The sequence below is a fragment of the Luteimonas sp. Soil_C_5 genome (assembly GCF_057656615.1).
Map to the genome: position 1 here is coordinate 350,760 of NZ_JBDGKA010000003.1, position 13,538 is coordinate 364,297.

Annotated in this window: 12 protein-coding genes and 1 riboswitch; of the genes, 7 read left to right on the forward strand and 5 right to left on the reverse strand. The window is 69.3% G+C overall.

Features of this window, described 5'->3' with window-relative positions; genetic code table 11:
• Positions 1-156 precede the first annotated feature (156 nt).
• From AC3A5K_RS10010 to metX, 3 genes are read right to left on the reverse strand one after another with little or no spacing between them, the layout of a single operon-like run.
• Positions 157-1,251: a homoserine dehydrogenase family protein gene (locus AC3A5K_RS10010; protein WP_487617375.1), complete on the reverse strand. Its 1,095-nt coding sequence runs from the start codon at positions 1,249-1,251 to the stop codon at positions 157-159.
• Positions 1,248-2,495, reverse strand: coding sequence for an O-succinylhomoserine (thiol)-lyase (locus AC3A5K_RS10015; protein ID WP_487617376.1), 1,248 nt, complete (start codon positions 2,493-2,495; stop codon positions 1,248-1,250). The genes AC3A5K_RS10010 and AC3A5K_RS10015 overlap by 4 nt, the downstream gene beginning before the upstream one ends.
• Complete coding sequence (gene metX, locus AC3A5K_RS10020; RefSeq protein WP_487617377.1) at positions 2,492-3,541, reverse strand: homoserine O-succinyltransferase MetX; 1,050 nt, start codon at positions 3,539-3,541, stop codon at positions 2,492-2,494. Before metX ends, AC3A5K_RS10015 begins: the two co-directional genes overlap by 4 nt.
• A gap of 100 nt (positions 3,542-3,641) precedes the next feature.
• Positions 3,642-3,768, reverse strand: a riboswitch (SAM riboswitch).
• Between the two features lie 215 nt (positions 3,769-3,983).
• Between metX and AC3A5K_RS10025 the strand changes: the two genes are divergently transcribed.
• The 6 genes from AC3A5K_RS10025 (at position 3,984) to AC3A5K_RS10050 (ending at position 10,767) form a co-directional block, all read left to right on the forward strand.
• Entirely contained in the window at positions 3,984-4,994 is a 1,011-nt protein-coding gene (locus tag AC3A5K_RS10025; protein WP_487617378.1) for a phytase, read from the forward strand.
• Positions 4,995-5,001: 7 nt separating this feature from the next.
• Positions 5,002-5,862, forward strand: coding sequence for a M23 family metallopeptidase (locus AC3A5K_RS10030; protein ID WP_487617379.1), 861 nt, complete (start codon positions 5,002-5,004; stop codon positions 5,860-5,862).
• 73 nt (positions 5,863-5,935) lie between these two features.
• Positions 5,936-7,540 (forward strand): peptide chain release factor 3, encoded by a 1,605-nt coding sequence (locus AC3A5K_RS10035; protein WP_487617380.1) that lies wholly within the window; start codon positions 5,936-5,938, stop codon positions 7,538-7,540.
• Positions 7,541-7,620: 80 nt separating this feature from the next.
• Positions 7,621-8,274 (forward strand): PAQR family membrane homeostasis protein TrhA, encoded by a 654-nt coding sequence (gene trhA, locus AC3A5K_RS10040; RefSeq protein ID WP_487617381.1) that lies wholly within the window; start codon positions 7,621-7,623, stop codon positions 8,272-8,274.
• A gap of 42 nt (positions 8,275-8,316) precedes the next feature.
• Entirely contained in the window at positions 8,317-8,724 is a 408-nt protein-coding gene (locus AC3A5K_RS10045; protein ID WP_487617382.1) for a hypothetical protein, read from the forward strand.
• 66 nt (positions 8,725-8,790) lie between these two features.
• Positions 8,791-10,767: an AsmA family protein gene (locus AC3A5K_RS10050; RefSeq protein WP_487617383.1), complete on the forward strand. Its 1,977-nt coding sequence runs from the start codon at positions 8,791-8,793 to the stop codon at positions 10,765-10,767.
• A gap of 9 nt (positions 10,768-10,776) precedes the next feature.
• Here AC3A5K_RS10050 and AC3A5K_RS10055 read toward each other — a convergent pair whose 3' ends face one another.
• Positions 10,777-11,799, reverse strand: coding sequence for a glycosyltransferase family 2 protein (locus AC3A5K_RS10055; RefSeq protein WP_487617384.1), 1,023 nt, complete (start codon positions 11,797-11,799; stop codon positions 10,777-10,779).
• Positions 11,796-12,560: a monofunctional biosynthetic peptidoglycan transglycosylase gene (gene mtgA / locus AC3A5K_RS10060; RefSeq protein ID WP_487617385.1), complete on the reverse strand. Its 765-nt coding sequence runs from the start codon at positions 12,558-12,560 to the stop codon at positions 11,796-11,798. The genes AC3A5K_RS10055 and mtgA overlap by 4 nt, the downstream gene beginning before the upstream one ends.
• 63 nt (positions 12,561-12,623) lie before the next feature.
• Here mtgA and hslO point away from each other — a divergent pair, with 63 nt between their 5' ends.
• A complete protein-coding gene (hslO, locus tag AC3A5K_RS10065) occupies positions 12,624-13,529 on the forward strand; it encodes an Hsp33 family molecular chaperone HslO (protein ID WP_487617730.1) in 906 nt (301 codons plus the stop codon).
• The last annotated feature ends 9 nt before the right edge of the window (positions 13,530-13,538 follow it).

Sequence of the window (13,538 nt, forward strand, 5' to 3'; positions counted from 1 at the left end):
CATGCGCGCCGTGTACGAGCCAGCGCGACGCATCCGCGCTGCCCGCTCAATGAGCGCGCCTGCGTGACACGGACGGCCACGCATCCCCATTGATACGCATGCGCGCCGTCCGATACGCAAGGCTGGTGCGCGTCCGAGCCCGCGTCCGAGCCGGCGTCAGCCCACTTGCCCGTGCGAGATCGCCAGCACATCGTCCAGCAGCGCTGCCGCGGTGACCTCGGCGCCCGCGCCGGGGCCCTGGATCACCAGCGGCTGGTCGCGATAGCGGTCGCTGCGGATCGCCACACGATTGTCGGTGCCTACGCCGCTCGCGAGCGGATGATCGGGGGGCACCGCCTCCAGACCGACGCGCGCGCCCTGGCCGGCCTCGAAGCGCGCGATGAAGCGCAGCACCCGGCCTTCTTCAACCGCCGCGGCATGGCGCTGCGCCAGTGCGTCGTCGAGCAGCGACCAGCGCTCCTCGAGCGCATCGGGCGCCAGGGCCGCAAGCGCCGGCGGCACCAGCGAGTGGACGTCGACCTCATGCCCGGGCAGCGCGAAGCCGCAGGCGCGGGTGAGGATCAGCAGCTTGCGCCGCACGTCCTCGCCGGACAGGTCGACGCGCGGATCGGGCTCGGTGTAGCCGGCGTCGCGCGCTTCGGCCACGAGCGCACTGAGCGGCCGCGTGCCGTCGTAGCGCCCGAACAGCCAGGCCAGCGATCCCGACAGCACGCCTTCGATCGAATGGATGCGGTCGCCGCCGTCGACCAGCGCGCGCAGGCTGCGCAGCAGCGGCAGCCCGGCGCCCACCGTGGCGCTGTCGCCGTAGCGGCTACCGGTGTCGCCGAGTGCGTCGGCGATCGCCTGCGCGCGGCCGAGTTCGCCGCCGGTGCCGAGCTTGTTCGCGGTGACCACGTGGATGCCGCGCGCCAGCCATTCGGGATGCCAGTCGGCGACGGTTTCGCTGGCGGTGGCGTCGACGACGATGTCGCCGGGCTGCGGGCTCTCGCCCTCGGCCCATGGCGGAAATCCGCCGCGCTTCTGCGCAGCCGCGCGCGCCTCGCGCAGTGCGGCCGCAAGATCCTCGCCGCCCGTCACCTGGGTGCGCGAATTGCAGATCCACGACACCGCCGGCAGCACTGCACCGTTGGCGGCGAGGCGGGCATAGCGCGCCACGAACGCACTGCCGACACCGCCGGTGCCCAGCAACGCCAGCCGTGCAGGCCGCGGCGCGGTCTGGCGTGCGCGACGCAACGGAACGACGGTACTCATGCGTCCACTCCGGCGCGGGCGCGCTGGCCATCGACATCGGCGCAGCGCGCCGCGCGATCGAGCGCGGCCAGCAGATCCGCCTGCAGATCCTCCAGCGCCTCGATGCCCACCGACAACCGCAGCAGGCCATCCGAAATGCCCGCGGCCGCGCGTGCTTCGGGCGACATCGCGGCATGGGTCATCGTGGCCGGATGCGCGACCAGGCTTTCGACGCCGCCCAGCGATTCGGCCAGGGTGAACTGCTGCAGGCCGTCGACGAAGGCGCGGACGATCTCGACCGTGTCGACACCCGGCGCGGCGGCCAGTTCGAACGACAGCATCGCGCCGAAGCCCGTCTGCTGGCGCGCGGCAACCGCGTGACCGGGATGCGAGGCGAGCCCCGGATAGCAGACCCGCGCGACCGCCGGATGCATGTCGAGCAGGGCGACGATGCCGGTGGTGTTCTCCTGGTGCACGCGCAGGCGCGCATCCAGCGTGCGCAGGCCGCGCAGGGTGAGGAAGCTGTCGAACGGCGCGCCGGTGATGCCCAGCGCATTGGCCCACCACGCCAGCTGCGCGTGCAGTTCGGCGTCCTTGGCGATCACCGCGCCGCCGACGACGTCGCTGTGGCCGTTGATGTACTTGGTGGTCGAGTGCAGCACGATGTCGGCGCCGAACTCGATCGGCCGCTGCAGGGCCGGCGACAGGAAGGTGTTGTCGACCACCGCCAGCGCACCGGCGCGATGCGCGGCTTCGATGACGAAGCGCAGGTCGGTGATGCGCAGCAGCGGATTGGACGGGGTCTCGATCAGCACCAGCTTCGGCGACCGGGCCAGCGCATCGGCCAGCGAGCGGGGATCGGTGAGATCGGCAGTAACCAGTTCGAAATGCCCCTTGCGCGCCAGTGCGTCGAACAGACGCCAGCTGCCGCCGTAGGCATCGTGCGGCACCACCAGCCGATCGCCCGGCTCGAGCAGCGCGTTGAGCACCAGGGTGATCGCGGCCATGCCGGTCGAAGTGATCACGCCGCCCGCGCCGCCTTCCAGTTCGGACAGCGCCTCGGCCAGCAGGTCACGCGTGGGATTGCCGCTGCGGGTGTAGTCGTACTGCCGCTTCTGCCCGAACCCGGCGAAGCTGAAATTGCTCGACAGCACCGGCGACGGCGTCACCGCGCCGTAGGCGGGATCGCGGTCGATGCCGGCGCGCACGGCGCGGGTCGCGGGACGACAGCCGGTGGCGGCGTGATCGGTGGACGGGATGCTCATGCGGATTCTCCGGACGGAATGGGGGCGTGCAGCGCGGTGGTCAGCAGCGCGTCGATGCGATCGGTTTCCTTGAGGAAGGCGTCGTGGCCGTAGGGCGAGCGCAGCACGCGCAGGCGGCCATATGCGCCGAGCCCCTCCAGCAACGCGACCGCATCGGCCAGCGGCACGAGGCCGTCGCCTTCGACCGCGACGACGGTCGTGGGCACGCGGACCTGCACGGGGTCGACCCGATGCAGATCGATGGATTCGGACAGGCGCAGCCACGCGGTCACCGGCGTCCGGGCCACGTAGCGCGCGCCGGCGGCGTCGAGATAATCCTCGGCGGCGACGCGCACGCGGCCGTTGACCACCTCGGGCGCGGCGTCGAAGCGTTCGGCGAATTCTTCCGGCGTGCGGTAGCTGAGCATCGCGAACTGGCGCGCCAGCGACAGTCCCTGCGCATCGGCGCACTGCAGCTGGCCCAGCGCGACCGCGCGACGCTGCAGCGCACGCCACGCGGCGGCATAGGGATGTGCGCGGTGCGCACCGCTGACCGCGACCAGGCGCTGCAGCCGTGCGCCATGACGGACCGCGAACTGCAGGCCGACGAGCGCGCCGTATGAGTAACCCACGAAGGCGTGCAGCACGTCGATCCGCAACGCATCGAGCACCGCGGCTGCCGCGTCGGCCTGGTCGGCGGTGTCGATGGGCGCGTCGAGCGTGCCGTCGGCGCCGAGGAAATCGATCGCCAGCACCTGCACCCGCGCCGGATCCAGCGCGCGATCGGCCCCGACCAGATGCTCGGCCCAGCCGGCTTCGCGACAGGTCGCATTCGCGGCGACATGTCGATGGGCCGAGATGCCGCCCGCCACGAAGACGACCGGCGCACCGGCCGCACCGCGAAGTTCGTAATCGACCGCCACCCGGCGGGTACCCGCATGCCGCATCGGCAACAGCACCTGCACGCGCCCGCGGCTGACGGCGTCCGACGCGGCCACGAACGTGGCGGGATCGGCGGGTTCAGGCGGGGGATCGAAGGTGCGGACTGCGGTGTCGACGAAGCTCATGGCGATATCCGAAAAAGAAGGACAAGGCCATCGCGTGCTGCGGGAGAACCGGAAGCCGTCACTGGGACGGATGCACTGCGCGAAACCGCTGCGCGACGCATTGCCATCTTCCGGTGGACGCTCAGGTCCCCGCAGGACTTGGCACCGCGACGACACCGCGCAGTGCGCAGCGCCATCAGGTTGCCCCGGCATCAAAGGGCCTGTCCCTCCGCCGGTCTCGATGGATGTGCCGCAGGTTGCCAGCCCGCCGGACGGAAGTCAATCGCTTCATCCGCATTGAGCGATGGATTGATTGCGGATGTAAGTAGTTGCGCATCCGGCGGATCGCCGCATGGCGGCCACCGGTCATAATTCCGCGATGCGCTTCCTACCGTGTGTTCTCATCGCCCTGCTGGCCGGCTGCGCCACATCGCCGACACCGCCATCCCCTTCCACGTCATCGATGGCGCCACGCGACGGCGCCCTGCCCGTCGTCAACGAAGCCTGGCGCTCGGTGCCCGTCGCAGGGCACGAGCTCGATTCCCTGGCGGTCTGGCCCACGCCCGACGGCGCGACCTGGGTACTGGCGACCGACAAGCACGGCGACCAAGTCCTGGTGTTCGATGCCGACACCGGCGCGGCGCTGCACGCCTTCGGCGGCCTGGGCGGCGCGCCGGGCGACTTCGACCGGCCCAACGGCATCGCGGTCCAGGGCGACCTCGCGTTCGTGGTCGAACGCGACAACCGGCGCGTGCAGGTGTTCTCGCTGCCGGAGATGACGCCGCGTCTGGTGTTCGGAACGCCGGAGCTGCGCAGCCCCTATGGTCTGTGGGTCCACGAGGTCGCGCCGGACACCTTCGAGGTCTATGTCACCGACAGCTTCATGGATCCGCCCGCGCACACCGGCGTCCCCGCGTTCGACACGCTGGACCAGCGCGTGCGCCGGTATCGCGTCGCGCAGGCCGAAGACGGCACGGTGTCGGCGCAGCTGCTCGGCAGCTTCGGCGCCACCGATCCGGCGCAGGCGCTGCGCGTGGTCGAGTCGATTGCCGGCGACCCCGCGCACGACCGCCTGCTGATCGCCGACGAGGATCTGCGCCATCACGCCACCCTGCACGACTACCGTCTCGACGGCCGCCCGCGTGGCCGCACGCTGGCACCCGGCACGTTCGGCGGCGAGCCGGAGGGCGTCGCGCTGTGGGCCTGCACCGTGGACGACGGCTACTGGGTCGCTGCCGACCAGCTGCGGCCGCTGACCGTGTTCCACCTGTTCGACCGCCAGACGCTTGCGCCCTCGGGTCGCTTCACCGGTGCCGCGACTGCGCATACCGACGGCATCGCGCTGTATCCGGTGCCGACGGCGCGCTTCCCGCACGGCGCGCTGTTCGCCGTCAACGACGATGCCGAGGTGGTGGCGTTCGACCTGCGCGATGTCGCCGCTGCAGTGCGGCTCGAACACGACTGCACGGACTAGCCGGTCGATGCGCGTTCCGGCACTGGTCGCCTGTGCGGTCGTCGCGTTCGCCTGTACGGGCGCCGGGTGGGCGCAGACGCCGTCCAGCGGCGGATGGACCGACGCGGCCGGCGCTGCCCATGCAGTGCATGCGCCTGCCGTGCGCCTCCATCGCGTCGCCATGCAGGACGGCATCGAGCTCCGGGTCGAGAACACGCTGGCCGGGCCGGTCGAGGTGCGCCTGGTCACGCCCCGGCCGTCGCGTAATGGTGATGGCGCCCTGCCCGCATCCATCACCGTACCGGCGGGGGGCCGCGTGGTCGCAGCCCGGAGCGCGGATGGCCAGGGCCTGTCGACGCTGCAGCTGGAGGTCGTTCCCGGCGTGCCCGGCGCCCGCCATCGCAACATCGAATACGTCTATCCGCTGCGCGGCGCGCCGCTGCGCATCACCCAGGGCTTCGGCGGCGGCTTCAGCCACACCGATGCCGAGAACCGCTACGCGGTGGATTTCGCGGTCGACGAAGGCACGCCGGTGCTGGCGGCCCGCGATGGCGTGGTGATGCAGTTCGAGAGCGGCATCGCCGGACCGGCGCGCGGCGCGGTCGACGACGTGGCGCGGACCAATTTCGTGCGCGTGCTGCACGACGACGGCACGATGGCGCTGTACGCGCACCTGCAACGGGACGGTGTGATCGTCCGCCTGGGCGAGCACGTCCGCCGCGGCCAGATCATCGGATTTTCGGGCAACACCGGCGCCAGCAGCGGCCCGCACCTGCATTTCGCGGTGCACGCCAACGCGGGCCTGCAGCTGCAGTCGGTGCCGTTCCGCATGTTCGGCCCCGGCGGCATCCTGCGCTTCACGGCGCCTGGCGACGCCGCCGCGCCCTGACGGGTCGAGGCGGACGGCCGCGTATAATCCCTGCTTTCCCGATCCCGAGAGCACGCCGCGCGTGCACGCCCGCATGCCCGACGTCGCCTCCGAAAGCTCCCGCCGCCGCACGTTCGCGATCATTTCGCATCCCGACGCCGGCAAGACCACGCTGACCGAAAAGCTGCTGCTGTTCGGCGGTGCGATCCAGATGGCCGGCTCGGTCAAGGGACGCAAGGCCGCACGCCATGCGACGTCCGACTGGATGGCGCTGGAGAAGGAGCGCGGCATCTCGGTGACCAGCTCGGTGATGCAGTTCCCCTACGAGGGCCGCGTCGTCAATCTGCTCGACACGCCCGGCCACGCCGACTTCGGCGAGGACACCTATCGCGTGCTGACCGCGGTCGACTCGGCGCTGATGGTGATCGACGTCGCCAAGGGCGTCGAGGAACGCACGATCAAGCTGATGGAGGTCTGCCGGCTGCGCGACACGCCGATCATGACCTTCATCAACAAGCTCGACCGCGAGGGCAAGGACCCGATCGATCTGCTCGATGAAGTCGAAACCGTGCTCGGCATCCAGTGCGCGCCGGTGACCTGGCCGATCGGGATGGGCCAGCGCCTCAAGGGCGTGGTGCATCTGGTGACCGGCGAAGTGCATCTCTACGAGCCGGGCCGCAACTTCACCCGCCAGGATTCGACGATCTTCCCGTCGATCGACGCGCCGGGTCTGGCCGAGAAGATCGGCGAGAAGATGCTGGCCGACCTGCGCGACGAACTGGAACTGGTGCAGGGCGCCAGCCATCCCTTCGATCTCGAGGCCTATCGCGCCGGCAGGCAGACGCCGGTGTTCTTCGGCTCGGGCGTCAACAACTTCGGCGTGCAGCCGCTGCTGGACTTCTTCGTCGAGCACGCGCCGCCGCCGCAGGCGCGCGAGACGACCACGCGCGAAGTGGCGCCGCAAGAAGACAGGCTCACCGGCTTCGTGTTCAAGATCCAGGCGAACATGGACCCGATGCACCGTGACCGCGTGGCCTTCATGCGCGTGTGTTCGGGCCGCTTCGAAGCCGGCATGAAGGCCTTCCATCCGCGCACCGGCAAGCCGCTGAAGCTGGCCAATGCGCTGACCTTCATGGCCAGTGACCGCGAGATCGCCGCCGAGGCGTATCCGGGCGATGTGATCGGCATCCATAACCACGGCACGATCTCGATCGGCGACACCTTCACCGAGGGCGAGAACATCGCCTTCACCGGCATCCCGAACTTCGCCCCGGAACTGTTCCGCCGCGCGCGCCTCCGCGATCCGCTGAAGCTCAAGCAGCTGCAGAAGGGCCTGGCGCAACTGTCGGAAGAAGGGGCGACGCAGTTCTTCAAGCCGCTGATGAGCAACGACCTGATTCTCGGCGCCGTCGGCGTGCTGCAGTTCGACGTCGTCGCCTATCGACTGAAGGACGAATATGGCGTCGACGCCAGCTTCGAAGCGGTCCAGGTCAACACCGCCCGCTGGATCCGCTGCGACGATGCCAAGAAGCTCGAGGATTTCCGCGACAAGCATGCGATGAACCTCGCCGTGGACGCCGCCGACCAGCTGGTCTATCTGGCGCCCACGCGGGTGAATCTGCAGCTCGCACAGGAACGTGCGCCCGGCGTGGAGTTCCTGGCGACGCGGGAACACGCCCACGCGGTCTCCACCGACTGAGCACGCGCGGAAGGCGCGCCCGGACACACTCGTATGGTGTAATCGGGCGCCCCGCCAGCCCCATTCCGATGACATCCGAGATGACATCCGATCCCGTCACCCTGCGACAGCGGCGCGAGGAACTCGCCAGCGCGCTGACCCACGGATTGGGCGCGACCGCGGCACTGGCGGCGGGCGCGGTGCTGATCACGCTGGCCGCGCTGTTCGGCAACGGCTGGCAGCTGGGCGCATCGATCGTCTTCGGCATCACCCTGTTGCTGCTCTACCTCGCCTCCACCCTCTATCACGCGGTCAGCCATCCGATCGCCAAGGGCCGGCTGAAGGTCTTCGACCATTGCGCGATCTATCTGCTGATCGCCGGCACCTACACGCCCTTCACCCTGATCGGCCTGCGCGGCACCCTGGGCTGGTCGCTGTTCGCGGCGATCTGGACGCTGGCGCTCGCCGGCGTGGTGTTCAAGCTGTTCTACACGGGCCGCTTCCGCGGCCTGTCGACGGCGATCTACATCGCGATGGGCTGGCTGGTGATCCTGGCGATCGGCCCGGTTGCGGCTGCGCTCGATACCTGGACGCTGAGCTGGATCATCGCCGGCGGCGTGTTCTACACGGCGGGCACCTTCTTCTATATGCGCGATTCGATTCCCTACGCGCATGCGATCTGGCATCTGTTCTGCATCGCCGGCAGTGTCTGCCATTACGTCGCCGTGCTCGCCCAGGTCGTGCCCGCCCGCTGAAGCGCGCGCCATATTCCGCACCCGTCTCCCAGGAGGATGCCCATGTCGGCCCTGATCGCCATCCGCCCGTTCGCTTGCCTTGCCGTGCTGTCCCTCGCCGCCTGCGGCGCCGCCGAAGCGCCGCCTGCGCCGGCGGCTGCACCCGCGCCCCCGCCGGTCGCCGCTGCCGCGCCGGCCGCGGACACCGAAACCGTCATCGCGCGTTACGACTGCCCCAGCGCAGGCGAGATCGACATCATCCGTGAGGGACGTTTCGCGCGACTGCGCATGATCGACGGGCGCACGGTGCACCTCGGCGCAATCCAGGGCAGCCGTCCACCGGTGTGGTCGGAAGTCGGCCTGCGCTTCGTGGCCGACGGCGACTTCGTCGAACTGTCGCAGGATTCTGGGCGCACGATCGCCTGCACGTCGATCGCGGATGCGGACGATGGCGACACGCCGGCGACGTAATCCACACGGGGTGTTCACCCCTGCTTGACCGGGGCGCGTCGATGGTGGGTCACAAAGGACCGCCTGATGACCGATGCCCCGCTGCCAGCCCAGTCACCCCGTGAGCGACCACAGGCGCGCCTGAAGCGCACGTTCGCCGCCCACCCGGTCCGCGCGGTGCTGGCGCTGCTGGCGATCGCGTTGCTCATCCTCGTGCTGTTGTGGGACTGGAACTGGTTCAAGCGTCCGGTCGAGCGGCTGGTCGAGGCCCGGACCGGACGCAGCTTCATCATCGGCGGCAATCTCGACGTCGATCTCGGACGCGTCACCACCATCCGCGCCGACACGCTGCGATTCGGTAACGCGGACTGGGCCGACGAGCCGATCATGGCCGCGGCCGATCGTCTGGAACTCCAGGTCGAAGTGCTGCCCCTGCTGTTCCGGCGGCACGTGCGCCTGCCCGAGATCAAGCTCACCAAGCCCATTCTGCTGCTGGAAACCAATCCTGGCGGCGGCGCCGGCAACTGGGACATCGGCCTGGGCGGGGGCGACGGCGAACCGGTGCAGATCCGGCGTCTGTGGGTGGATGACGGGCGCATGCGCTTCCTCGATACGCCTGGCGACACGATGATCGACGTCCGCCTGGCCAGCCGGGAATCCAGTCACGCCGACGCCGCGCCGCCGATCGCGGTGGAAGGCGGCGGCCGCTGGACCGGCAACCCGTTCACGCTCGAAGGCATGGCCGAGTCCCCGCTCGAGCTCCAGGACAGCGACAAGCCCTACCGCATCGATCTGCGCGCGCGTGCCGGCGCAACCCGCGCCCACGTCCGCGGCACGCTGGTGGCGCCGTTCCAGCTGCGGGACTTCGATCTCCAGTTCGCGCTGGCGGGGCGCAATCTCGACGACCTGTATCCGCTTGTGGGCGTGGCGCTGCCCGATACACCGCCTTACGCGCTCGATGGCCGCCTGACACGCGAGGGCCAGACCTGGCACTACGACGGATTCACCGGAAAGGTCGGGCAGAGCGATCTCGCCGGCTCCGCCGCGGTGACCGTCGGCGGCGAACGTCCGCTGCTGAAGGCCGACCTCGTGTCCCGGCGTCTGGATTTCGACGATCTGGCCGGCTTCATCGGCGGCACGCCGGATGCGGAAGGCGACGAACTCGACCCCGAGCTGGTCGCGCGCGAGCAGGCGCTCGCTGCCAAAGGCCGGATCATTCCCGATACGCCTTACGAGCTCGACAAGCTGCGCGCGATGGATGCCGACGTCCGTCTACGTGCGCAGCGCATCAACGCACCCAAGTGGCCGATCGACGACATGGATGCGCATCTCGTGCTCGAAGCCGGCGTGCTCCGCCTCGATCCGCTGAACTTCGGCGTCGCAGGCGGCAACATCCGCTCGACGATCCGCATGGATGCGCGCGAAGACACCATCCGTACGCGGCTGCAGGCCAGCGTGCGCCGGGTCGATCTGGGCGGCCTGTTTCCCGATTCGACGCTGGCCAGTCAGGCGGTCGGCAAGATCGGCGGCGACTTCACGCTCGCGGCCACCGGCAATTCGGTCGCCGCGATGCTGGGCGGCGCCGACGGCGATGTCGCGATCGGCATGGGCGCGGGCCGGGTGAGCAACCTGCTGGTGGAACTTGCCGGCATCGACATCTACGAAACCCTGAAGTACCTGATCGGCAACGACAAGCAGATCCCGATCCGCTGCGCGTTCGCCGAGTTCGATGTCGAGGATGGCGCGATGACCTCGCGGACAATGGCGCTCGATACCACCGACACCATCATTCTCGGCGAAGGCACGATCGATCTCGGCGACGAGCAGCTCGATCTGCGGCTGCGCCCGCGGCCGAAAGATCGCAGCATTCTCGCCTTGCGCACGCCACTGACGATCGGCGGCACGTTTGCCTCGCCGAGCTTCCGTCCCGACATGGCCCGCCTCGGCCTGCGCGGCGCGATCGCACTCGCGCTCGGGTCCATCGCGCCACCCGCCGCGCTGCTCGCCACGCTGGAACTGGGCGGCGGCGAAGACAGCAATTGCGGCGGTCAGTACGCGAAATAGCGACGGACGCTAGGGGCTCCGTGGCCCGGCCATGACCGGCGGGCCCGAAGTCGGCGGCACGTCGACACGCACATCACGCGACGATCGCCAGTCACGCACCAGATAGAGCGGGCGCTGCTTCGACTCCTCGTACAGGCGACCGAGGTATTCGCCGATCACGCCCAGCGCGACCAGCTGCACACTGCCCAGGAACAGGATCACGGCCATCATCGTCGGCCAGCCTGCGACCGGATCGCCGTACATCATGGCCTTGCCGATCACCCACAACGCGAACACGAACGCGGTGCAGGCGGTCGCCAGGCCGACATACGTCGCCAGCCGCAGCGGCGCGGTGGAAAAACTGGTGACGCCATCGATCGCGAAGTTCCACAGCCGCCAGAAGCCGAACTTGCTGCGCCCGGCGATGCGCGCGTGGCGCTCGTAGGGGATCGCGATCCGGTTGAAGCCGATCCAGCCGAACAGGCCCTTCATGAAGCGGTGGCGCTCGCGGATCTGGCGGAGCGCATCCAGCGCCCGCGGCGACAGCAGACGGTAGTCGCCGGTATCGGCCGGCACCGGCGTTTTCGCCAGCCGCTGGATCACCCGATAGAAGGCGTGCGCGGTCGCCTTCTTGGTCCAGCTCTCGCCGTCGCGGCTGATCCGCGTGCCGTGCACGTCGTCGTAGCCCTCGCGCCAGCGCGCGACGAACTGCGGAATCAATTCCGGCGGATCCTGACCGTCGGCGTCGAGGATCATCGCCGCGCCTTCGGTGACCTGATCGAGCCCCGCGGTCAGCGCGATCTCCTTGCCGAAGTTGCGCGAGAGGCGCAGCAGCGACACCCGCGGATCGGCCTGCGCGATCGACTGCAGGACATCCCAGGTGCCGTCGCTGCTGCCATCGTCGACGTAGAGGACGCCCGCATCGACGCCTTCGGCGTGCAATGTATCCAGCACCGCGGCCAGCCGTGGCTGCACCGCCGGCAGCGCGTGTTCCTCGTCGTAGGCGGCGATCACGATGGTCAGGCGCGCATGCGCACGATCGGGTGCGGTCATCGCAGCGCCTCGAGATAGGAATCACCGCCGATCTGGCGGGCATTGCGCTGGATCCACTGCGCGCGGCGCTGGACGTACGGCCCCGGCTGCGCCGCGCTGTAGCGGCGCGGGCTCGGCAGTACCGCGGCCAGACGCGCACTCTCGGCCGGTGTCAGCTGGTCGGCGTTCTTGCCGAAGTAGCGCCGCGCCGCGGCCTGGGCGCCGTACACGCCATCGCCGAATTCGGCGACGTTGACGTAGACCTCGAGGATCCGCGATTTCGGCCACAACGCCTCGATCAGCAGCGTGTACCAGGTCTCCAGCCCCTTGCGCACCCAGCTGCGCCCGCCCCACAGGAACAGGTTCTTGGCCGTCTGCTGGCTGATCGTGCTGGCACCGCGTGTCGATCCACCGCGTGCATTGTGGACGCGCGCCTTTTCGATCGCGTCGAGATCGAATCCGCGGTGATTCGCGAAGTTCTGGTCTTCGGCCGCGATCACCGACACCGCGAGCGACGGCGCGATCTCGTCCAGATCCCGCCATTGCCTGTACAGGGTGAAGTCGCCGTCCCGCCTGGTCCAGGCTTCGACCTGGCGGATCGCCATGAAGGCCGAGACCGGCGGATCCACCACGCGCAGCGTCAGCACCTGCAGAACGGTGAACGCGACGAGGACCACCGGCAGCCACAACAGTCGGCGCAGCCAGCGTCGCCCACGTCCACGCCGTTCCGGTGCTTGCGCAGGCGCGTGTGCGCCCCCATCGTCGTTGTCTCGCTGCGTCATGGCGGCCACTCTATCGGGCGGCCCGGATGCCGCCAATCATTTCCCCTCGCCCAACACCCAGACATGACCGAATACTTCGCGCCGGATTCCGATCGCCTGTCCCGTTTCCTGCTGCCGCATGCCGGCGTGCGCGGCGTGCGGGTACACCTGTCCGACGCCTGGCAGCAGGTGCGCGCCAACAGTGCCTACCCGCCGCCGATCGAGGAAATGCTGGGCGAAGCCTGTGCCGCAGCGGCGCTCTTCACCGGTCATGCCAAGGTCGACGGTCGCCTCTCGGTACAGCTGCGCGCAACAGGCGCGCTGCGCACGCTGTTCGCCGAGTGCACCGCGGCCGGGACGATCCGCGGTATCGCCCGTTTCGATGCGGAGCAGGCGGCCACGATGTCCCGGGATCTGCGCGAACTGGGCGACGATGCCCTGCTGGCACTGACCGTGGAAAATCCGTCCCAGGGTCGCGAGCCGATGCGCTACCAGGGGCTCGTGAGCCTCGACGCCGATGCCCTCTCGGGCGCGTTCGAAGACTACTTCCGCCAGTCCGAACAGCTGCCGACACGGGTGTTGCTCGCGGTCGATGGCGATCACGCGGCCGGCCTGATGGTGCAGCGACTGCCGGGCGACGAAGGCGATGCGGATGGCTGGAACCGGGTGAGCACCCTGTTTGACACGCTCTCCACCGATGAACTGCTTCGATGGCCCGTCGATACGCTGCTGACACGCCTGTTTTCCGAAGACGAACCGCAGCTTCTCGGAGACCGGGCACTGAGCTTCGGATGCTCATGCTCGCGGGAACGCGTCGAGGCCGTGCTGACCTCGCTCGGAGCCGCAGAAGCGAGGGCTTCGATTGTGGATGGGGAAGTACATGTGATCTGCGAGTTCTGCGGTCGGGATTACCGGTTCACGCCGGAAGAAGTCGAAGCGGCATTGGAGACCGCCGCGGAGGCGGTGTCGCCGCCGGACCGGATCCAGTAGCTGGATTTC